Annotated in this window: 19 protein-coding genes; 5 read left to right on the plus strand and 14 right to left on the minus strand. The window is 71.2% G+C overall.

Features of this window, described 5'->3' with window-relative positions; all coding sequences use genetic code 11:
* Positions 1-46: 46 nt before the first annotated feature.
* From murD to mraZ, 9 genes are all read right to left on the minus strand, one after another.
* Positions 47-1,513 carry a UDP-N-acetylmuramoyl-L-alanine--D-glutamate ligase gene (gene murD, locus IEY81_RS13650; protein ID WP_229787847.1) on the minus strand — a complete coding sequence of 489 codons (1,467 nt, stop codon included), beginning with the start codon at positions 1,511-1,513 and terminating at the stop codon, positions 47-49.
* Positions 1,495-2,613, minus strand: a complete 1,119-nt coding sequence (gene mraY / locus IEY81_RS13655; RefSeq protein ID WP_189119032.1) for a phospho-N-acetylmuramoyl-pentapeptide-transferase — start codon at positions 2,611-2,613, stop codon at positions 1,495-1,497. Before mraY ends, murD begins: the two co-directional genes overlap by 19 nt.
* A 138-nt stretch (positions 2,614-2,751) precedes the next feature.
* Entirely contained in the window at positions 2,752-4,317 is a 1,566-nt protein-coding gene (locus IEY81_RS13660) for a UDP-N-acetylmuramoyl-L-alanyl-D-glutamate--2,6-diaminopimelate ligase (protein ID WP_189119033.1), read from the minus strand.
* 48 nt (positions 4,318-4,365) lie between these two features.
* Complete coding sequence (locus tag IEY81_RS13665; RefSeq protein ID WP_189119034.1) at positions 4,366-6,081, minus strand: MFS transporter; 1,716 nt, start codon at positions 6,079-6,081, stop codon at positions 4,366-4,368.
* Between the two features lie 55 nt (positions 6,082-6,136).
* Positions 6,137-6,568 (minus strand): MarR family winged helix-turn-helix transcriptional regulator, encoded by a 432-nt coding sequence (locus tag IEY81_RS13670; RefSeq protein WP_229787848.1) that lies wholly within the window; start codon positions 6,566-6,568, stop codon positions 6,137-6,139.
* Positions 6,569-6,728: 160 nt separating this feature from the next.
* A complete protein-coding gene (locus IEY81_RS13675; protein ID WP_189119036.1) occupies positions 6,729-8,552 on the minus strand; it encodes a peptidoglycan D,D-transpeptidase FtsI family protein in 1,824 nt (607 codons plus the stop codon).
* Between the two features lie 98 nt (positions 8,553-8,650).
* Positions 8,651-9,232: a cell division protein FtsL gene (gene ftsL / locus IEY81_RS13680; protein WP_189119037.1), complete on the minus strand. Its 582-nt coding sequence runs from the start codon at positions 9,230-9,232 to the stop codon at positions 8,651-8,653.
* Positions 9,229-10,227, minus strand: a complete 999-nt coding sequence (gene rsmH, locus IEY81_RS13685; RefSeq protein WP_189119038.1) for a 16S rRNA (cytosine(1402)-N(4))-methyltransferase RsmH — start codon at positions 10,225-10,227, stop codon at positions 9,229-9,231. Before rsmH ends, ftsL begins: the two co-directional genes overlap by 4 nt.
* Positions 10,228-10,451: 224 nt before the next feature.
* On the minus strand, positions 10,452-10,874 hold the full coding sequence (mraZ, locus tag IEY81_RS13690) for a division/cell wall cluster transcriptional repressor MraZ (protein WP_189119039.1): 423 nt from the start codon (positions 10,872-10,874) through the stop codon (positions 10,452-10,454).
* 279 nt (positions 10,875-11,153) lie between these two features.
* Between mraZ and IEY81_RS13695 the strand changes: the two genes are divergently transcribed.
* Genes IEY81_RS13695 through IEY81_RS13705 form a run of 3 tightly spaced genes read left to right on the plus strand, consistent with a single transcriptional unit; the run spans position 11,154 to position 15,731 of the window.
* Complete coding sequence (locus IEY81_RS13695) at positions 11,154-12,107, plus strand: AAA family ATPase (protein ID WP_189119040.1); 954 nt, start codon at positions 11,154-11,156, stop codon at positions 12,105-12,107.
* Between the two features lie 34 nt (positions 12,108-12,141).
* Positions 12,142-13,443 carry a DUF58 domain-containing protein gene (locus tag IEY81_RS13700; protein WP_189119041.1) on the plus strand — a complete coding sequence of 434 codons (1,302 nt, stop codon included), beginning with the start codon at positions 12,142-12,144 and terminating at the stop codon, positions 13,441-13,443.
* A complete protein-coding gene (locus tag IEY81_RS13705; protein ID WP_194501175.1) occupies positions 13,443-15,731 on the plus strand; it encodes a transglutaminase TgpA family protein in 2,289 nt (762 codons plus the stop codon). Before IEY81_RS13700 ends, IEY81_RS13705 begins: the two co-directional genes overlap by 1 nt.
* Here IEY81_RS13705 and IEY81_RS13710 read toward each other — a convergent pair.
* From IEY81_RS13710 to IEY81_RS13730, 5 genes are all read right to left on the minus strand, one after another.
* Positions 15,728-16,096, minus strand: a complete 369-nt coding sequence (locus IEY81_RS13710) for an SCO2097 family morphological protein (protein WP_189119043.1) — start codon at positions 16,094-16,096, stop codon at positions 15,728-15,730. The genes IEY81_RS13705 and IEY81_RS13710 overlap by 4 nt on opposite strands.
* 145 nt (positions 16,097-16,241) lie before the next feature.
* Positions 16,242-17,447: a DNA polymerase IV gene (dinB, locus tag IEY81_RS13715; RefSeq protein ID WP_189119044.1), complete on the minus strand. Its 1,206-nt coding sequence runs from the start codon at positions 17,445-17,447 to the stop codon at positions 16,242-16,244.
* A gap of 138 nt (positions 17,448-17,585) precedes the next feature.
* The gene (locus IEY81_RS13720) at positions 17,586-18,311 is read right to left on the minus strand and encodes a methyltransferase domain-containing protein (RefSeq protein WP_189119045.1); all 726 of its coding nucleotides are present in this window, start codon (positions 18,309-18,311) and stop codon (positions 17,586-17,588) included.
* Between the two features lie 37 nt (positions 18,312-18,348).
* Positions 18,349-18,789: an SAV_6107 family HEPN domain-containing protein gene (locus tag IEY81_RS13725; RefSeq protein WP_189119046.1), complete on the minus strand. Its 441-nt coding sequence runs from the start codon at positions 18,787-18,789 to the stop codon at positions 18,349-18,351.
* 189 nt (positions 18,790-18,978) lie between these two features.
* Positions 18,979-19,572: a hypothetical protein gene (locus tag IEY81_RS13730; RefSeq protein WP_189119047.1), complete on the minus strand. Its 594-nt coding sequence runs from the start codon at positions 19,570-19,572 to the stop codon at positions 18,979-18,981.
* 152 nt (positions 19,573-19,724) lie between these two features.
* On the opposite strand from IEY81_RS13730, the gene IEY81_RS13735 reads away from it, so the two are divergent.
* Entirely contained in the window at positions 19,725-20,360 is a 636-nt protein-coding gene (locus tag IEY81_RS13735) for a DUF4126 domain-containing protein (RefSeq protein ID WP_189119048.1), read from the plus strand.
* A complete protein-coding gene (locus IEY81_RS13740) occupies positions 20,357-21,676 on the plus strand; it encodes a phytoene desaturase family protein (protein WP_189119049.1) in 1,320 nt (439 codons plus the stop codon). Before IEY81_RS13735 ends, IEY81_RS13740 begins: the two co-directional genes overlap by 4 nt.
* Positions 21,677-21,776 lie beyond the last annotated feature (100 nt).

The raw sequence follows: 21,776 nt of genomic DNA on the forward strand, positions 1-21,776 counted from the left end.
CGACCCGGGCGACGCCTCGGCCGACCGGGGTGACGCCTCGGCAGGGTCAGAGGCGGCGGCGGACGGCGGCGGCGAAGGCGTCGCCGCGGGCCTTGTAGTCGCGGAACTGGTCCTGGCTGGCGCAGCCGGGGGCGAGCAGGACGGTGTCGCCGGGCTGGGACAGGGCGGCAGCGCGGTCGACGGCCTGGGCGAGGGCGGCCTCGCCGTCGGCCTCGTCGAGCTCGATCACCTCGACGCCACCGGCGTGCGCGGTCAGGGCGGAGGCGATGACGTCGCGGTCCTGCCCGATCAGGATCACCGCACGCAGCCGCTCGTGGACCGAGGCGACGAGATCCTCGAAGCGGGCGCCCTTGGCCAGCCCGCCGGCGATCCAGACCACCGGGTCGTAGGCCTGCAGGGAGGCCTGGGCGGCGTGCGGGTTGGTGGCCTTGGAGTCGTCGACCCAGGTCACACCCTCGGCCTCGCCGACGACCTCGATGCGGTGGCCGTCGGGGCGGAAGGACTTCAGCCCGTCGCGTACGGCTGCCTGGGAGACGCCGTGGGCGCGGGCGAGCGCGGCGGCGGCGAGGGCGTTCTGGACGTAGTGGGGCGCGGCGGAGGCCAGGTCGGAGACCTGGCACAGCTCGGCGGCGGAGGTCTGGCGCTCGGCGATGAAGGCGCGGTCGACGAGGATGTCCTCGACGATCCCGACCTGGCCGACGGCCGGGGTGCCGAGGGTAAAGCCGATCGCACGGGCGCCCTCGACGACGTCGGCCTCCTCGACCAGGTGCATGGTGGCGTCGTCGGCGACGTTGTAGACGCAGGCCCGCTCGACGCCCTCGTAGACGCGGCCCTTGTCGGCGGCGTACTCCGTCATCGATGGGTACCAGTCGAGGTGGTCCTCGGCGATGTTGAGGACGACGGCGGCCTCGGCGGCCATCGAGGTCGTGTAGTGGAGCTGGAAGGAGGAGAGCTCGACGGCGAAGACGTCGTAGGGCTCGGGGTCCATCACGGCCTCGACGATCGGCAGGCCGACGTTGCCGACGGCGACCGACCGCAGCCCGGCCGTACGCAGGATGTTGTCGAGCATCTGCACGGTGGTGGTCTTGCCGTTGGTGCCGGTGACCGCCAGCCAGGGAGCGGCGTTGTCGGGGTCCCGGAGCCTCCAGGCGAGCTCGACCTCGCCCCAGATCGGGATCCCGCGCTCGCGCGCCTGGGCGAGCAGCGGAGCGGTCGGCCGCCACCCGGGCGAGGTGACCACGACGTCGACGTCGTCGGGCAGCACGTGGGTGGCGCCCTCGCCGAGCCGGATGTCGGCACCGAGGATGCCGAGGAGCTTGGCCTTCTCCTGGCGCTCCTCGTCACCCTGGGACTCGTCCAGCGCGATCACGAAGGCACCGAGGTGGGTGAGGTTGTCGGCGGCCGCGAAGCCGGAGACGCCGAAGCCGGCGACGACCGCCTTCACGCCCTCCCAGGAGTCGTTGCGGCCGAGTCCGTCGAGCTGTTCGGGGGTCATCAGATCGTCGCCACCCATTCGGCGTAGAAGATTCCGAGGCCGGCGGCGACGCAGAGACCGGTGATGATCCAGAACCGGATCACGACGGTGACCTGCTCCCAGCCCAGCAGCTCGAAGTGGTGATGGATCGGCGTCATCCGGAAGATGCGCTTCGGGGTGCCGGTGAGCTTGCGGGAGAGCTTGAACCAGCCGACCTGCATCATCACCGCGGAGGTCTCCATGACGAACAGGCCGCCGAGGATGATCAGCAGGAACTCGGTGTGCGACATGATCGCGAAGCCGGCCAGCACGGATCCGAGCGCGAGCGAGCCGGTGTCGCCCATGAAGATCTTCGCCGGGCTGGCGTTCCACCACAGGAAGCCGATGCAGGCGCCGCTGATCGCGGCGCCGAGGATCGCCATGTCGAGCGGGTCACGCACCTCGTAGCAGGTGCCGATCTCCACGCTCGGGCGGCCGCAGCGCTGGTTGTTCTGCCAGATCGAGATGATCGTGTAGGCCGCGAAGACGATGGCCGAGGAGGCCGCGAGCAGGCCGTCGAGGCCGTCGGTGAGGTTGGTGGCGTTGGAGGTGCCGGTGACCATCACCCAGAAGATCGCCAGCAGCAGCGCGCCGCCGAGCCAGAAGAGGATGCCGTCGCCCCCGAGGAAGTGGGGGCCGAAGTCTCGGATGAAGGAGAGCTGGTCGGCCGCCGGGGTGATCCCGTCGGCGTTCGCCATCCCCGGGTGGATCGCTACCACGCCGAACCCGACCGCGACCAGCGTCTGGCCGACCATCTTCGACCATGCGCGCAGACCGAGGTTGCGCTGCATGAAGACCTTGATGAAGTCGTCGACGAAGCCGACCGCGGCCATGCCCACCAGCAGGAAGAGCAGCAGGAGAGCGGTCGCGCTCGGGGCGTCGCCGGTCAGCAGCTTGGCCGCGAAGAAGGCCACGAGGACCGAGATCACGATCGCGACGCCACCCATGGTCGGGGTGCCGCGCTTGGTGCGGTGGGTCGTCGGCCCGTCCTCGCGGATCTCTTGCCCGTAGCCCAACTTCGTGAACTGTACGATCGCAAATCGGGTGCCGAGCAGCGAGAACAGAAGCGCAATCGCTCCGCTCAGCAAGATCGCTCTCATGTCAGCCGGGTGCCTTCCTTGCCATGCCGTTCCATGTCCTTGCCCCCGGGCCGGCGTGCATAGCGAAGACACCGGCCCCGGGCATTCTTCCCTACGGCTTCGCCGGCTCTGCGGCACCCCGCCGTATCGGCCCTTCGATCAGTGTGACGCCAGCGCCGCGCGCACGACCTCGCGGTCGTCGAACGGGTGGGTGACGCCGTTGATCTCCTGGCCGGTCTCATGCCCCTTACCTGCGACAACGACGATATCCCCTGGCTCGGCGATGCTGATCGCGCGCTCGATCGCGGCCCGCCTGTCGCCGATCTCCTCGACGCTCGCGGTGCCGCCGGTGGTGCCGTCCAGAACCTGGCGCCGGATGCTCGCCGCGTCCTCGGTGCGGGGGTTGTCGTCGGTGACGATGACGTGGTCGGCCAGGCGGGCGCTGATCTCCCCCATGATCGGCCGCTTGCCGGTGTCGCGGTCTCCCCCGGCCCCGATCACGACGATCAGCCGCGACTCGGTCAGCGGACGCAGCGTGCCGAGCGCGGCCTCGACCGCGTCCGGCTTGTGCGCGTAGTCGACCACGACGGTGAACGGCTGGCCCTCGTCGACCCGCTCCAGACGCCCCGGGACGCCGGAGCCCCTGGCCAGGGCCGTGGCGACGCTGCGTACGACCTCGTCGGCTGCTTCGGGGGCGTCGGCCGCGGAGGAGTACGCCACATGGATGCTCGCCAGGGCGGCGAGGGTGTTGCTGACGTTGTAGTCGCCGGCCAGCGGGCTGGCGGCCGAAAACTCCAGCCCCCCGGGGCCGTGGACGGTGAAGGTGGAGCCGTCGGGGCGCAGCTCGACGTCGGTGGCGCGCCAGTCGGCGCCCTCGTCGTGGAGGGCGTAGCTCATGATCGGGATGGTCGCCTCGGCAGCCAGGCGGCGGCCGTGCTCGTCGTCGATGTTGACAATGCCGAGCCTGGCCCGCTGCGGGGTGAACAGGTCGGCCTTGGCGGCGAAGTAGTCCTCGACAGTCTCGTGGAAGTCGAGGTGGTCGCGGCCGAGGTTGAGGAAGACGGCGACGTCGAAGACGACCCCGTCGACGCGGCCCATCACCAGGGCGTGGGAGGAGACCTCCATGGCGCAGGCCTCGGTCTCCTCCTCGACCATCCGGCCGAAGAGTCCGTGCAGGTCAGGGGCCTCGGGCGTGGTCAGCGTCGTCTTCACGTCGTGCCCGCCGATCCGGGTGCCGACGGTGCCGATGACCCCGGCCCGGTGACCGGCCTCGAGCAGCGCGCTCTCGGCCAGTCGGGTGGTCGTGGTCTTGCCCTGGGTGCCGGTGACGCCGATCAGCCGCAGCCGGTCCGACGGGTTGCCGTAGACGCGCGCGGAGAGCGCGCCGAGCACCTTGCGGGGCTGCTCGATGATCAGCAGAGGGGTGTTCTCGAGGCCTTCGGCCGCCAGCTGGGCGGCGCCCGCGGCGTCGGTGAGCACCGCCACCGCGCCCGCCTCGACGGCACCGGGGGCGTAGCTCGCGCCGTGGGCGCGGCTGCCGGGCAGCGCTGCGTACAGGTCGCCGGGCAGCACCCGTTGGGAGCTCAGCGTGACGCCGGTGACGCGGGCGTCGCCGCGTACGTCCATTCCGAACTCGCCGGCCAGCTCGGCCAGCGTCACGGGCTCGGTCTTCCGGGGGCGGGTCGGGCTCTTCGAGGCCGCCGTCTCGTCGTACGCACTGCTCACCAGCCGAAGGTTATCCGCCCGGCGGGACGAGGTCCCGCCGGGCCGACATCAGGCGTGGCGCAGCTGGGTCAGCGCGGCCGCGCTGAGCTGGCGGGGCTCCTCGCCGGGGACGACGAGCACCACGGGTACGCCGGCGTTGTTGACGACCGCGGTGGTCAGCGAGCCGTCGGCGAGCTGGACGACCCGGCCGCGGGGCGAGGAGCCGATCGCGATGGTGCGCACCCGGGCCTCGTTGGCGTACCTGGCCAGCTCGACGCCCGCGCTGGCGTGGTCGCCGACGCTGTGCAGGACCAGCCCGGTCGCGCTCACGCCGCGTGCGGCGAGGCGGTCGAGGTGAGCGCGTACGGTCGCGGCGGCCGTCTCCGGGTCCTCGGCGTCGATCGCCGACTCCTCGACGACCTCGGTCTCGCGGACGTGGACCACCTCCAGCGGGGCACCCTCGGAGGCGGCCAGCTCGGCGGCCGCGTCGACGACCTCGTCGGCGTCGGCGGTGGCGCCGACGGCGACCAGCACCGGACGGCCCTCGCCGCGGACGTCGCCCACCGGCTCGAGGCTCGGCGCGACCGGCTCGGCGGTCTCCCCCGACTCGGCGGCCGTGATCAGCTTGTGGCCGCTGGCCAGGACCGGGATGGCGAGCAGGAAGGCCGCGCCCCCGACGTAGAAGGCCATCGACTGGTGGGTCGCCTCGGCGATCTTGCCGGCGAAGAACGGGGCCAGGCCACCGCCGATGAAGCGTACGAAGCCGTAGGCCGAGGAGGCGATCGGCCGCTCCACCGGCGAGACGAGCATGACGGCCTGGGTGGTCAGGGTGTTGTTGAGGCCGACGAAGATGCCGGAGAGGACCACCGCCACGATCACCACGGTGGGATTGGAGACCCCCAGGCCGATGATCGCGAGCAGGACGCCGAGACCGAGCAGGTTGACGTAGAGGGTCGGCGCGGTGCCGAAGCGGCGCTGGGCCCACGGCGCACCCCAGACGGAGAAGACCGCGACCAGGATGCCCCAGCCGAAGAAGACCCAGCCGAGCTGGAGCGGGTCGTGCAGCTGCATCGGGTAGGGCGCGTAGCCGAGGAGGGTGAAGAAGCCCCAGTTGTAGAGCAGCGCCATGATGCCCATGGTCAGCAGCCCGCGGTGGCGCAGCGCGACCAGCGGGGCGACCAGCGAGACCTTCTTCTCGGGCTTGGGCGTCGGCGGCAGGAAGACCAGGGTGGCGACCAGCGCGATCGCCATCAGCGCGGAGACACCGAAGAACGGGCCGCGCCAGGAGATGCCGCCGAGCACGCCGCCGAGGAGCGGGCCGACCGCGATGCCGAGGCCGAGAGCGGTCTCGTAGAGGATGATCGCGCCCGCGAAACCTCCGGTGGCCGAGCCGACGATGACGGCGAGGCTGGTGGAGATGAACAGCGCGTTGCCGAGGCCCCAGCCGGCGCGGAAGCCGACGATGCCGTCGACGCCGTCCACGGTGCCGGCGAGGCCGGCGAAGAGGACGATGAGGACCAGACCGAGGATCAGCGTCCACTTGGCGCCGATCCGGCTGGAGACCCAGCCGACCCCGATCATCGCGACGGCGGTGACCACGAGGTAGCTGGTGAACAGCAGCGAGACCTGCGCGGGCGTCGCCTCCAGCTCCTCGGCCAGCACCGGAAGGATGGGGTCGACGAGCCCGATGCCCATGAAGGACACCACGCAGGCGAACGCGACCGCCCACACGGCCCGCGGTTGCTTGAACGGGCTGGGCGCAGCCGCCCCTTGGTGGGAGCTCATTCTTCTTGCCTCTTCTCTGACGTTGGTTTCGTACGCGTCGCCGGCGGCCGGCGCGTCAGGACCCGAGCACGGCGTCGACGAGCCGGTCGAGGGCCGGGAGCGCGGCCGCGATGGCGGTGCGGTCGGCCGGGTCGAGGCGGACGAGTGCCGCCTCGAGGGCCTCGGCCCGCTGCGTACGCCTGGCGGTGGTGACCTCGCGACCGCGATCGGTCACCTCGACGAGGACGCCGCGGCGGTCCTCGGCGTCGGCCGTCCGCCGCACGAGGTCGTCGTTCGCCAGCCGGTTGATCAGCTGGGTCATCGCCGGCTGGGTGACTCCCTCAGCCCGGGCGAGATCGGTGATCCGCTGACCGCCGAGCCGGCCCAGCCGGGCCAGCACCGCGGCACCGGTGGTCGAGACCTCCCCCGCCGTCGACACCTCTCGAGCGAGCCGGACCAGCCGCTCCATCGTGGGGGCCAGGTCTCGTCCCGTCGCTTCCGTGCTCACTCGCAACACCATAACACGCTTATGTATCTGGGTTGAACTGACGCGTGCGGTCCGGATGGCGAGACAGATCTCGGAGCATGACGGGCACTTTGTGGACTTGACGGGTGTTTCAGTGCCCGTCAAGTCCAGGGATACCCGGTCGACCGGGTATCCCTGGCCCTCACCACCCGGTCGGCATCTTCGACGGTTCGGTCCCGGTCGGCGGGACACCGTAACGCCGCAGGGCGAACGACATGATCTGCGAGAACACCGGGCCGGTGACGGTGCCACCGCCACCGCCGTTGCCAGGGTTGTGGATGGCGACGTAGACGGTGAAGCGCGGGTCGTCGGTGGGGGCGAAGCCGCCGAAGGAGACCGTGGTGGAGCCGTCGTAGCACTTGCACTCGGAGTTGACGCGCTGCGCGGTGCCGGTCTTGCCGGAGACGCGGTAGCCCTCGACGCCGGCCTGCGGGGCGGTGCCGTTGACGGGGTCGGTGATGACCCGCTCCATCATCTCCGCGGTCTGGGAGGCGGCCTTCTCAGAGACCACGCGGTTGCGCTGGGCGGTGTCGGTGCCGACCTCGATGCCGGAGTTGTTGGTGGCGCTGCCGGAGATGAGGCTCGGGTCGATGCGTACGCCGCCGTTGGCGATCGTGTTGAGCGCGGCGGTCATCTGCACGGCGTTGACCGAGATCGACTGGCCGAAGTCGATGCGGTCCTCGTTGGCCGCGGTCCAGCTCTCCGGGGAGGCGAGCAGGCCGGGCGACTCGGTGTCGAGCCCGATGCCGGTGCGCCGGCCCTGGCCGAAGGCGGAGAGGTAGTCGCGCAGCTGACCGTCGGCGAACTTGTCCGCCGCCATCACGGTGCCGATGTTGGAGGACTTCGCGATCACTCCGGCGAGGGTGAGCTTCTCCATGCCGTGCTCGTACCAGTCGTGGATGTCGGCGTTGCCCGAGCGGTAGGAGCCGGGCACCTTGAGCCGCGTCGACGGCGCGACCAGCTCCTGGTCGAGCAGGCCGGCGACGGTGAGCACCTTCTGCACCGAGCCCGGCTCGTAGACGTTGGAGAGGGCGTTGCTGCCGCGCAGGGTCTTCGGCGACGCCGCGGGGTCGCGGGCGTCGAAGGTCGGGTAGTCGACCAGGCTGAGGATCTCGCCGGTCTGGGTGTCCATGACCACGGCCATCCCCGACTCCGCGCGCGACTTCTGCACCGCGTCCATCAGGGTCTGCTGCACGTAGTACTGCAGGTCGCGGTCGATGGTCAGAGTCAGGTCGTGGCCGTCGACGGGGTCGACGCGGTTGTTGGTGCCGAGCGGCATCCGGGTGCCGCTGACCGGGCTGGTGGCGTCGTACTCCGCGTGCCCGTCCTTGCCCGCCAGGTGCTTGTCGAAGGCCGCCTCGAGGCCGGCCAGCGGGCCGTCGTTGCCGAGGAAGCCGACGAGGTTGGCCGCGACGTCGCCGTTGGGGTAGTTGCGCAGCGGGTCACGACTGGTCCACAGCCCCTGGTAACCCTCCTTGCCGGCCTTCTCGACCGCGGCGGTGGCCTGGGTCGCCGGCACCTGACGCTTGATGTACTGGAACCTGCTGCCGTCCTTGCGGAGCTTGCTGAGCGCGGAGGCGTAGTCGACCCCGAGCTCCTTGGACAGGAAGGCCGCGATCGCCGGAGCGTCCTTCCTGGTCTGCTTCGGGTCGGCGAGCACCATCAGCCCGTCGGCGGAGTCGGCCAGCGCCTCGCCGTCCCGGTCGAGGATCTCGCCGCGCTCGGCGGGCAGCACGACGTCGACGACGTTCTCGGCGGCCGCCATCGCTGCGTACGAGTAGGGGTCGATGCCCTGCAGCTGCACCAGCCGGCCGCCGAAGACGGAGAGCACCATCGCCACCAGGATGAAGCCGACGCGGAGCCGGATGTGCGCCGGCCCGCGTCGCTGCGTCTTCCTCGGGGCCGGCTTGCGCGCGGACGATCCGGCGGGCCGGCGCCGCTTCCGCTGGAGACCTCGCTCGGCCATCGCTCTCCTACCCTCGATCTGTGCAGCTTCGGCTACAGGCTGTGACTGATGATGCCAGTGTGTCGCAAGTGACTCATGGATCAGCCAGCGACGCGCCCTCAGCGAGCCTCGTCCGTGGACGTACGCTGCTCCTCGTCGGCCGCCTTCTCCTCGGCCTTCTTCTTGGCGTCCTCGGCTGCCTTCTTCTTCGCGGCGGCGGCCTCGGCGGCCTTCTTCTCCGCGAGCAGCACGCTGTAGGGCTTGCCGACCTTCGGGTGCAGCGGCGGCGTCGCGGAGCGGTCGGCCGGAGCGGGCTCGCCCTCGACCTTCGCCTCGGGGACCCGCAGCATGGCCGCGTTCTGCGGGACGACCATGCCGAGCTCCTTCGCCTTGGCGGCGATCTTGTGCGGGTTCTCCATCTTCTTCAGCTCGCCGTCGAGGGCCTGCTCGCGGGCGGCCAGCGTGGTCGCCTGCTCCTGGAGGCGGGCCTCCTGGAAGGCCGACTGCTGCATCGAGGTGTTGAACACCAGCAGACCCACCACACCACCGACGAGCAGCATCGAGACGAGCACGACGAACGGCAGGCGCGGCGCCATCGGGGACGGCAGCGGGGCCGGGACGGCGGTGAGCCTGGTCTGGGTCGTCTCGGTGGCCCGCTCCGGGCCACGCGCAGGCGCCTGTGGCGCGGCGGCGATGCTCATCTGGTTGCTCCAGGGGTCGACTTGGCTGGCTTGGTTCGTGGTTTGGTGCGCTCCACCGCACGCAGCCGCACCGAGGCGGCTCGCGGGTTCTCCTCGATCTCTTGGGGGTTGGCCTGCTCGGCACCGCGGGTGAGCAGCCGGAACGACGGCTCCGCCTCGGGCGGCACGAAAGGCAGGTCGGGCGGTACGTCGAGCTTGGTCGCCTCGGCGAAGGCTCGCTTGGTCATCCGGTCCTCGAGCGAGTGGTAGGACTCCACCACCACACGCCCACCGACACCGACGGCCTCCAACGAGTCCGGGAGCGCCGTACGCAGCGCCCCCAGCTCGTCGTTGACCTCCATGCGCAGCGCTTGGAAGGTGCGCTTGGCCGGATGTCCGCCGGTGCGCCGGGCCGGGGCCGGGATCTCCGCGTAGAGGAGCTCGACCAGTGGCCCGCTCGTGGTGAACGGCACCTTCTCGCGCCGGTTGACGATGGCGTAGGCGATCTTCTTGGCGAACTTCTCCTCGCCGTAGTCGCGCAGGATCCGGGTCAGCTCGCCCGCCGAGTAGGTGTTGAGGACGTCTGCCGCGGTCTTCCCGCGGGTGGCGTCCATCCGCATGTCGAGCGGCGCGTCCTCGGCGTAGGCGAAACCGCGCTCGCGCTGGTCGAGCTGCATGGAGGAGACACCGAGGTCGAAGAGCACCGCCTGGACCTCGTCCAGCCCCTGCGCGGCGACCACGTCGAGGATCTCGTCGTAGACCGCGTGGACGCCGGTCCAGCGGTCGCCGAAGCGGGCCAGCCGCTCCCCCGCGATGCCGAGGGCGTAGGTGTCGCGGTCGATGCCGATCACGCGCGAGCCCGGGATGCGGTCGAGGACGGCCTCGGTGTGGCCACCGTGACCGGTCGTGCAGTCGACCATGACGCCACCATCGGCGAGCGCCGGCGCGAGCAGGTCGACGATGCGGTCGAGCATCACCGGCACGTGCTTCTGGTTCGTCACCGCCTCGACCCCCATCGCACGGCTTCGTCTGGTGTGTGTTCCCCCGTCTCTCTGGCAGAGCCACGGGTTGACAACGCCGGATCCGCAGAGCCAGGTCTCATGCCCGCTCCGACACCGAGTGCCGTCCGGAACCGGGGAAGGTGCCCCGGATGGCTGGCTGTGGAGCGGGACTGAGACCTCGTCCTGCGGATCCGCTGTTGACTTGTGATTGCTTGTCGCTTTGTCGATCTGTCCCTTTATCAGTCCGTCGACTCGTCGAGCTCTGCGAACTTGGCCTGTGCACCCGCGGAGTACTCCGCCCACTTGGCCGGGTCCCAGATCTCGATCCGGTCCATCACACCGATCACGACCACGTCCTTGACGATCCCGGCGTAGTCGCGCAGGAGCGGCGAGATGCCGATCCGGCCCTGCTTGTCGGGTGTCGTCTGCTCGGCCCCCGCGAAGAGGACTCGGGCGTAGTCACGTGCGTCCCGGGAGGTGAGCGGCGTCTGCTGGGCCCGCTGCGCCTCCTGCATGAAGACGTCCTCGGGCCACACCACGAGGCAGTTCTCCTGACCTTGCGTCACGACAACCCCCTCCGCCAGTCGATCTCGGAACTTTGCGGGGAGGAAGACCCTGCCCTTCTCGTCGAGCTTCGGCGTGTACGTGCCCATGAAGAACATGTGCTCGCCCCCGCGGTCAGCTCAACGTGGATCGTTCCTCCACTTTGCCCCACCGTACCCCACAATCCCCCACATTCAAACCACCTTCCTCCCCCACGAGGTGATTTCGCACCACGAGCCGCTCCCCCGGCGAAACTCGACGGACTCCCCAGAGCAGGTCACAGTCGGGTGAATGCCGCAGACGCCGTGGGCACTACCCCGTACGGTGTTCCCATACGCAGGTGTGAGTCGGAAGGACGCGACGTGACGACGCCGTTGGAGGCCCCAGGGCCGGGCCCAGTGCATGGGGCAGAGATCGAGAAACTGGTGCGGGTCGCGGGCCGCATTCGCGACAGCATCGAGAAGGTGATCGAAGGAAAGACCGACGTCGTCGACTCCACGCTCACCGTGCTGCTCGCCGAGGGCCACCTCCTGATCGAGGACGTGCCCGGCGTGGGCAAGACCCAGCTCGCCAAGGCGCTGGCGCGCTCGATCGACTGCTCGGTGCGGCGCATCCAGTTCACGCCCGACCTGCTCCCGAGCGACGTCACCGGGGTCTCGATCTTCAACCAGAACACCCGCGAGTTCGAGTTCCGCCCGGGTGGCATCTTCGCCAACATCGTGGTCGGCGACGAGATCAACCGCGCCTCCCCCAAGACGCAGTCCGCTCTGCTGGAGTGCATGGAGGAGCACCAGGTCACCGTCGACAACGTGACCTACCAGCTGGAGTCGCCGTTCATGGTGATCGCGACTCAGAACCCGATCGAGATGGAGGGCACCTACGCCCTCCCCGAGGCCCAGCGCGACCGGTTCATGGCCCGGGTCTCGGTCGGCTACCCGCCGGTCGGCTCCGAGATCGCGATGCTGGCCAGCCACAGCGCGGCCAACCCGCTCGACGACCTCGACCCGGTCACCGACGCCGCGGAGATCCGCAAGCTCGTCGGCGTCGTCAACCAGGTCTACGTCGCCGACGCGGTCCGCCGCTACACCGTGGCGCTGACCGCCGCGACCCGCACCAACAACGAGCTCGCCCTGGGCGCCTCCCCCCGCGCCAGCCTGCACCTGCTGCGGGCCGCGAAGGCTCACGCCGCACTGCACGGACGCGAGTTCGTCCTCCCCGATGACGTACGCAGGCTGACCGGCCCGGTCCTGGCCCACCGTCTCCTCCCCAGCGCCTCCGCGGCGATGCACGGCCGGTCGGTCACCGACATCCTCGAGACCGTCGTCTCGGCCGTCGCGGTGCCGCAGGGCTGACCCCACCGGGCCGATCTTCCGAGGGAGAGAGACGATGCGCGAGGCGCTGTCCGGGCTGACCGTCCGGGGTCGTACGTTCCTGGCCGCCGGGATCACCGCGATCGTCTGCGGGATCCTGCTCGACCAGTCCACGCTGTCTCGGATCGGGATGCTGCTGGTCGCGCTGCCGCTGGTCACCGCGGTCGTCGCCGCCTGGGGTCGCTACCGGCTCGCGCTCGTACGCCACATCGAGCCCCACCTGACCGAGGCCGGCCAGCCGGCCCGCGTCGAGCTCACCATCGCCAACGAGGGCCGCATCCCGACCGGCACCCTGCTCCTGGAGGAGACGGTGCCGTACGCGCTGGGCGGGCGGCCGCGCTTCGTGGTCGACCGGATCGGCTTCGGCTGGCGCCACAAGCTCGGCTACCAGATCCGCTCGGAGATCCGGGGGCGCTTCGACATCGGCCCGATGCGCGTCACCGTGGCCGACCCGTTCGGTCTGGTCGAGCTCAACCGCGCCTTCCAGTCCACGATCCCGTTCACCGTCACACCGCGGGTGGTCACGCTGCCGCAGACGCCGCTGACCGGCAACGCGACCGCATCGGGCGACTCCCGGCCACGGGCGTTCCTGGGCGGCAGCGCGGAGGACGTCACCGTGCGCGAGTACCGCCGCGGCGACGAGCTGCGCCGGGTCCACTGGCGCAGCTCGGCCCGGCTGGGCCAGCTGATGGTGCGCCGTGAGGAGCAGCCCTGGCAGGCACGGGCGACGGTCTTCCTCGACAACCGGCGCTCGGTCCACCGTGGCCAGGGTGCCGGCTCCTCTTTCGAGCACGCCGTGGTCGTCGCCGCCTCCGTGGCGGTCCACCTGGTCGAGGCCGGATACTCCGTGCGCCTGGTGACCTCCGGTGGCCCGACGCCCACCGCCGCCGGGGTGGTCGGTGACCTCAGCTCCGGTTGGCACGACCGTGAGGGCCAGGCCGACGCGGCCGCGCTGCTGGAGGCGCTCGCCGTCGTCGAGACGGTCTCCCACCACCACATCGACGCCTCCTGGATGGGCGAGGCCGGGCAGGGCGGCGTGACCGTCGCGGTCCTCGGTTCCATCGACGACGAGGACGCCGGCGTGCTGCGCCGGGTGCGTCATCACACCGGGACGGCCCTCGCCTTCTCGCTCGCCGTCGACGGCTGGAGCTCGGTGCCGCTCGCGCCCGAGCAGCGGCGGCCCAGCGGCGTACCTCTGCTGATCCAGCACGGCTGGAAGGCGGTCGAGCTGGCCCCGGGCGACTCGGTGGCGACCCGCTGGCGCGAGCTCGGCACACGCGGCGCGGCCACCGGCGCGGGAGCGGGGTCGAGACGATGATGGCCACCAACGACGTACGCGGCCTCACCCCCGCCCTGGGGGTGCCGCTGACCAGCTTCCTGACCGTCATGTTCGCCCTGGTCTCGTGGGGCTCCTTCACCGACGACCGGTTCCCTTACCTCGGCCCGATCCTGGTCGCCGGCCTGCTCGTGGTCGGCACCGGCGTCTCCGCACGGCTGCTGCGCGTGCACGGAGCGGTGGTGGTGCTGCTGCAGCTCCTCTTCGGCACCATCGCCACCAGCCTGCTGGTGGTGCACCACCCGATGCCGGTCACCGCCGGAGGCCGGGCACGGGTCGTGGCCGAGATGACCGAGGCCTACACCGCGTTCAACCCCTTCGACCTGCCGATGTCGGGCTCCGGGATCGCGCCCTACCTCATCCCCGGCGGGGTGGCTGCGGTGCTGCTCGCCGACATCCTGGCGGTCTCGATGCGTCGGCCGCCGATGATGGGCCTGGTGGTGCTGGGCGTCTTCACGGTGCCGTTCAGCATCATCGGCGCCGGCGGCTGGGGCGGGGTCTCCTGGGTGACCTTCGCACTCACCGCCACCACGTTCCTGGTGATGCTGCGTCTCGACCGGGCCCAGCAGCTCGGCCGCTGGGGGCGCCGCCTCGACGAGGACCTCCCGATCGCGCCGGCTGCCGGGCCGGCGGTCATCGGCGTCTCCGCGGTCGCGATCGCGCTCCTCGCCCCGGCCTGGATGCCGAGCCCGGACATCACCCTCCCCGGCCTGGGGCCGGGCGACGGCAACGGTCCGCTGCGCGTGATCAACCCGACCGTGGGTCTCTACGACGACCTCCGCCGGCAGAGCGACGAGATCATGGTCTCGGTGACCCCGGTCTACGGCGACACCGAGACTCCCCCGACCTACCTCCGGGTCGGTGCGCTGACGAAATTCACCGGCACCGAGTGGACCTCGGGCAACCGCGACGTGCCCTCGGACCAGACCGGCGTGGCTACCTTCGAGCCGCCGATGTCCGACCCGACGCTGCTCGGGGCGGAGACGACCTACCAGCTGCGGGCCAGCAACAAGTTCCAGTCGACCTGGCTGCCCGTCTTCACCCACCCGCTCGAGGTGATCGCCAAGGGACCGTGGCGCTACGACGAGGACACCCTCGACTTCATGTCGACCGAGGGCCGCGACGCGACCGTCGCCGGTCAGCAGTGGCGGACCACGTCTGCTCCGGTCGAGCCCTCCCAGCAGCGTCTGCTCGCCGCGGGCGAGCCGGGCGTCGGGGCGCCGCCGGGCATGACCGACCTGCCGCTGCTGCCCGACGAGGTCGAGGAGATCGCGCTGGCCAAGACGGCCGACCAGGACCGGCCCTTCACCAAGGCCGTCGCGCTGCAGAACTGGTTCCGGCACAGCGGCGAGTTCACCTACAGCCTCGAGCGCGACGTCGGCACCGACGCCGCCGCCCTGGTCGACTTCCTGACCGACAACAAGGTCGGCTACTGCCAGCAGTACGCCACGGCCATGGCCGTGCTCGCTCGCGAGCTCGGCATCCCGGCCCGGGTCGCCTTCGGCTTCCTGCGTGGCGACGAGGACGAGGACGGCGTGTGGCACTTCCGCGGCCGCGACCTGCACGCCTGGCCGGAGCTGTGGTTCGAGGACATCGGCTGGGTGCGGTTCGAGCCGACCCCGGCGGCCGCCGACACCAGCGAGCCCAACTACACCACCGGCGCCCTCGGCAACGCGCCCGACGAGCCCGAGGCGCCCGTCCCCAGCGCGGGCACGAGCGTCGCGCCGGTGCCCAACCGCCCGCAGCGGGAGGCGCCGGACACCCCGGAGGTCACCGACACCGCCGACGAGGAGTCCAACGCCGGCGCGGTGTGGGCCGGGGTCGGGATCGTGGCGCTGCTCGGCGCCGTCGCACTCGCTGCGCCTGCGGTGATCCGGCGACGGCGGCGGAGGGCTCGGCTCGGTGGTGACGTCGAGGCCGCCTGGACCGAGCTGGGCGACACCGCGATTGACCTGGGCCTGCCCTGGTCCGGCACCCGGTCGCCACGCGAGGAGGCCGGCATCCTGTCACCGCACCTGCAGGGCCGGGAGCCGATGCTCGCGCTGCAGCGCATCGTGGCGGCCGTCGAGCGCGACCGCTACGCGGAGCACGGGGCGGGCGCGGCCGTGGGCGAGGACGTACGTCTGGTCTCGGCAGCTCTCAGGGAGCACGCCGACAAGAGCTCGCGGCGTCGGGCGCGGCTGTGGCCAGCGTCGATCTTCCGTCGTCCGGCCGCGCAGGCGAGCGACGGGCCGACGTCGCGGTCCGAGCGGGAGCTGATCTCCTCTTAGAGGTCGTCGCCGCGGCGGCGCTGCTTCCAGCGCTCGCTGACCCTGTCCAGGAACGAGCTGCGTGGGGTGTGTTCCTCGTCGTCGTCCTCGACCGCAGCAGCGCCGCGCAGAGCGGTGAGCAGCACGGAGGTCGAGGCGAGCATCACCAGGAAACCGACCACGCCGACGATCCACATCCGTGAGATCACACCGGTCATCAGCAGCGCGACCCCACCGGCGAGCACGAAGCCCGCGATGACCGCGTGTCGACGTTGGGCACGGCGCAAGGCCGTGCCTCGGAGGGCGGAGGCGAACTTCGGGTCCTCCGCCGAGAGCGCGCGCTCCATCTGCTCAAGCAGGCGAAGCTCCTCTTCCGAGAGTGGCACCGTACCTCCCATGTCCTGTTGGGGCATCTCCAAGTCTAGGCTGGCCACCCTGAAGGCGGTAGTGAGCCCGGAAAATTCTTGCCGCTCGACGTTCTGCCACATGGCACAACATGGGCTGATTGTGTCAACCGAACAGTCGTCTGCGTCAACCCCGGCCGCCGTGGAGAAGACTCGCCCTGCGCACCAGGCTGGAGCCGAAGCGTTCGGCGACCTGGTCGACGGCCCGGTCGGCCTCCGACCAGCCCCTCTCCCGCTCGCCGAGCAGCAGCTGCCGGTCGGTGCCCTCTCGAGTCACCAGGTGCTCCACCCGGACGCCGACCAGGCGCAGCGCTCGGCCGCGCAGGTTCAGCTCGTCGTAGAGGCGGACCGCGGTGGCGTGCACCTCCTGGGTCACGTCGGTGGGGTCGGACAGGGTGCGCGAGCGGGAGATCGTCGTGAAGTCGGTGAACCGCACAGTCAGCGAGACGGTGCGCCCGACCGTGCCGGCGGCCCGCATCCGCCGGGTCACCCGGGCCGAGAGGCGCAGCAACTCGCGGACGATGTCCTCGCGCGCGCTCAGGTCGTGGCCGAAGGTCTCCTGGGCGCCGGTCGAGCGGTCGGGCAGGTCGGGGCCACGTCGTCCGGTCAGCTCGCGCCGGTCGGTGCCGGTGGCGAGCCGGTGCAGGTGGCCGCCGAGGCGCGGGCCGAGGATCTGGTGGAGGGTGGGCACCGGGGTGCGGGCGATGTCGCCCACGGTCTCGAACCCGAGCCGCCGCAGCCGGTTGCGGGTGCTCGGCCCGACGCCGTAGAGCTCCCCGACGTCGAGGGGGTGGAGGAACCCCGGGATGTCCTCGGGCCGGACCACCACGACCCCGTCGGGCTTCGCCTTGCGGCTGCCGACCTTGGCCACGCTCGGGGTCGGCGCGACGCCGACCGAGCAGGTGATGCTCAGCTCCTCGGCGATCTGGCGGCGGATCCGGTGGGCGATCCGCTCGGGGCTGCCGAAGAGCCTGGTCGCCCCGCTCACGTCGAGGAACGCCTCGTCGACGCTGACCACCTCCACCAGCGGCGTGGCCCGCCGGAAGATCTCGCGGACCTGCTTGGAGACCTCGGAGACCTCCCCGAAGTCGAGTCGCACCGAGACCAGCTGCGGGCACAGCCGCCGGGCCATCGACCCCGGCATCGCGGCATGCACCCCGTAGGCGCGGGCCGGGTAGTTGGCACACGTCACCACGCCACGAGCATGTCCCCCGACCACCACCGGCTGGTCCCAGAGCTCGGGCTGGTGGCGGATAGCCACCGAAACGAAGAAGGCGTCCATGTCGACATGGAGGATCGGTGTGACCTCCGGAGCGCCAGCGGAGGAGGTCACACCGATCCTCCAAGGACGCGGACAAGCGCCGACTCGGCGCAACTGCCCCGCCGGAGCGCTAGCGGAGGTGGGACGGTTGCGCCGCGTCGGCGCCGTCCGGCGAAGCGAAGCGAGCCGAATGCGAAGCGAAGCGAGCAGCTAACGAAGCGAAGCGAGCAGATGAACCTGAGAAGCAAACGGCAGGTACTCAGCCCGAGTAGAAGCCGCCTGCTCCAGATCCACGAGCGCCCCGGTCGCCCCAGGCTCGGCATCGAGCAGCGCCCCAGGAACATGGTCGACGAAGACCCGAACTCCCCGAACGTCAGCGACGTCGAACCCGGCCGTGTCGAGCAGCCCGGTGACCTCCTCGAGCGAGAACCGCCGACCCGAGCGCCCCTGCGGAGCGGTGCCGTCGAGCAGCTCCGCGGCCTGGGCGAAGTGGCCGGCGAGGGCGCGGGAGAGGACGGCGGCGGTGCGCTGGGAGACCAGCAGGCTGAGGGTGCCTCCGGGACGGAGCACGTCGCGGATCCGCGCCAGTGCCGCAGCCGGGTCGGGGACGACCTCGAGGACGCCGTGGCAGAGCACCACGTCGGCGCCTGCCGGGTCGGCGACGTCGGTGAGCGCGGCCAGGTCACCTTGGCGGGCGTCGACGGAGACGCCGGCCTCACGGGCGCGGCGGTCGAGCGCGGCGAGCGCGTCGGGGCTGGGGTCGACCACGGTGACCCGGTGGCCGTTCCCGGCGAGGCGTACGGCTGATGTGCCGGTGCCACCGCCGATGTCCAGGACGTCGAGCGGGCCCGAGGCCAGGACCGGGTCGAGCGCGTCCCAGACCGCGACGGTCCGGGCCCCTGCCCGACGACTGGTTGATGCGGAGCCAGCTGCCATGTGGCCAAGAGTAGGCCCTGCGTACGCATCACCTGAATCAGCCCACGAGGCGGTCAGGCTGGACGCGGGTGACGTGGGAGGTGTGGGCCATCAGCCCGAGCGACTCCTCGACGACGGCGAGGAAGCGGTCGGCGTCTCGGACCTGGTCGTAGGCCTCCTCGGGGGTGACCGCCCGGATCGAGCCGGCCTCGGCGGCCGCGCGCTTCGCGGCGCCCGCGGCGAAGTAGTCGGCCCACTCGGAGAGCTCGGGCGCGACCTTCTTGAGGCGGACCCAGGCGTTCCACGGGCGGCGGCGACCCGCGCGGCTCGCGGCCTCGACGGGATCGGTGCGGGCCGCGATCAGCGCCGCGGCGGCCTGGAGCGCGGCGACATGGGCCATGGCGTACCTGCTGGGCACGTCGTCGGCCGAGATGGCCTCCGAGAGCGACTCGGTGGCGCGGAACAGGTAGCTGTGGGTCGTCGCCGGCAGCAGATGCATGGGTCGTCCTTCTCGCTCACGGTCGACCCCGCAGTGGACGGCTCCGACGGGCGGCGGGGGTCGAGGACGACGCCCGCCGGAGCCTGCTTGTTCGAACATCTGTTCGAACACATGAACAAACTACACCCCACCACCGACACTCACAAGACTGTTCCGGTGGTGGGGCGTGTCGAGGAGTGCTGGGGTCCCTCAGTCGTCGATCTCGACACCGCGGACGCGGTGCGGCGGGTGGATGTAGCGCGTGTTGGCCGGCAGCCACATGACCACCAGCAGCGCCGCGGCGATGACGATCGCGATCGCGGTGAGCACGCTGATCAGGACCGGCGGGCCGGTCAGGATGCCGCCCACGCTGGCCACCGCCGAGATGAACACCAGGAAGGTGATCGTGATCCGCGACCACTCGAAGCCGTTGCGGAGGAAGACCGCGAGCACGCCCATCATGATCGCCATCACCCCGAACAGGGTGATCGCGGGGGCGATGAACGCCGGCGCGCTGATCCGGTTGTCGGTGGGCGGGTTGATCAGGGCGTCGAGACCCTCGGTCTCCAAGATGCGCTTGGCCGAGGCGTTGCCCTCCGCCCAGGCGCGCACCAGGTCGTCGGAGCGCACCACCATCACCACGACGACGACCGCGCTGAAGGCGATCAGTCCGATGATCAGGCGGATCGCCCACGTCATCTCGCGCGGCACGGGCTCGGCGGCGAGCGCCGCCACCTCGACGGCGACCTCCGGGTCCTCGTTCACGACCACACCTTCGTTCTCGTCGGGTGTCGTCATGGTCATCCGGTCTCCTTGTGACGTGGGGGTTCGCTCTGCGCTGAGCGGCCCATTCTGCCGTACGGGACACAACGGAGGTAAATACGGCGGGTCGCGCCCGGGTGTGGGGCGAGCGGGTGTCGGTCCGTGCCCGCGCCCCGGTAGGCCAAGATGTCCCCATGGAATCTCTAGCGCTGACGTTCTCCAGCGGGTGGGCCAGCGGCATCAACGCCTACCTGGTCGTGCTCGTGCTGGGCGTCGTGCAGCGTACGACCGGGGCCGAGGAGATCCCCGACGTGCTCGGCACCTGGCCCGTGCTGGCCGCGGCCGGGCTGCTCTTCCTCGTCGAGTTCGTCGCCGACAAGGTGCCCTACATCGACTCCACCTGGGACTCGATCTCCACGGTGATCCGTCCGACGATCGGTGCCGTCATCGGCATCCTGATCGCTGGCGAGGCCGACTCGCTCAACGAGGCCGTCGGCGCGGTCGTCGGCGGCACCTCTGCCCTGATGTCCCACCTGGTCAAGGCCAGCGAGCGGCTGGCCGTCAACGCCTCCCCGGAGCCGGTCTCCAACTCGGCGGTCAGCCTGGCCGAGGACGGGCTCGTCCTCTTCGTGGTGTGGTTCGCGACCGCGCACCCGCTCATCGCGGCCGGCATCGCTGCGGTCCTGCTGGTGGCCGGGCTGGTGGTGGCGTACCTCATCCTTCGTGCCATCCGCGGCGGCTGGCGCAGGCTGACGCGTCGGGGCAGGCGCGGCTCGCCACCACCTGACGGCCCCTCCGACGGGTCCACCAAGCCCTACCCCGTCCAGTGAGCACCATCGTCGTCCTCGGGGGCGGGTACGCCGGAATGGCTGCCGCCGCGAGGCTGGCCAAGCTCGGCCACTCGGTGACCCTGCTCGAGGCGTCCGGACAGCTCGGGGGCGCCCTGGTGCCGGTGCGCGAGGAGGGGTTCACCTGGGACGCCTCGGCGACCTCGACCCTGCTGCCCGCGGTGATGCGCGACCTGTTCCGCAAGTCCGGACGCCCGGCCGAGCGCGAGCTCGAGCTGGTGCCGATGGACGTCGTCCGCGAGCACCGGTTCACCGACAAGAGCTCGGTCGCCGTGCCCGGCGGCACCCGGGGCGCCCAGCTGGCCGCCTTCGACGAGCTGGGTCCCGGAAGGGGTCAGCAGTGGCTCGACTACGTCTCCCGGTTCAACGAGGACTGGGAGGTGCTGCGCCAGCACTACTTCGAGGTGCCCTGGGAGCCGACCGCGCTCCCCGCGGCCGTCGAGGAGCGGTTCCGCTCGCGCGAGACGCTTCACAAGCGGCTGCGCAAGACGTTCAAGGACGAGCGCCTCCGGCTCGTCGCCGCCCACCCGTTCGTCGCCGCGGGGCAGGAGCTGCGCGACGTACCTGCCTGGGCGGGGCTCACCGCCTATCTCGAGCAGCGCTTCGGCGCCTGGCGGGTCGAGGGCGGGATGGGCGTCGTCGCCGAGGTGCTCGCCAACCGGATGAAGACTCGCAAGGTCTCGGTGCAGACCGCGACCCGCGTGGAGGACATCGTCGTACGCGACGGGCGGGCGGTGGCGGTCAGCACGGCTGCCGGCGAGATCGACCTGGGCGCCGACGGCGCGGTCGTGGTCGCATTCGACCCGCGGTCGCTGCCGGCCCTCCGGCCGCTGGTGGACCGTACGCTCCCGGCGATCCCGCCGATGACGTTCCACCTCGGCCTCGACGCGCTCCCCGAGCACCTGACCGACCTCCCCGACGAGCTGGTGCTGCACGGCGAGCCCACGCTGGTCGTGCGCACCCGCGGGCTCGCACCCGAGGGCCGGCACGCCTGGACGATCCACTCCTACGGCAAGCTCATGGAGGACGTGCTGCTGGCGCTGGCACGCCACAAGATCGACGTCCGCGAGCACGTCGTGCACCGGGTCGACCTGGGTGCCGCCGAGCTCGTCCGCCGCTGGCGCGGGTCCCCGCTCGGGGTGAAGTGGGCCGGGCGCAGCACCGTCTTCCAGCGCCTCGGGCCGCGCACCCCGATCCCGAACGTCTACGCGGCGGGGGCGCACGCCACGCCGGGCGCCGGGCTGCCGTTCACCGGGCTCTCGGCGGCGCTGGTCGCGCAGACGATCGGCCCCGCCTGAGGCTCGGCGGGCTAGCCTGTCGAGACCCCCTACACCGTCACGTCCAGCTTCGCGAAGATCTCGAGCGTCGCCCGCCACGGTGGTCGAGCCTGTCGAGACC

This window comes from Nocardioides luteus, from assembly GCF_014648595.1.
Classification (GTDB): Bacteria; Actinomycetota; Actinomycetes; order Propionibacteriales; family Nocardioidaceae; genus Nocardioides; species Nocardioides luteus.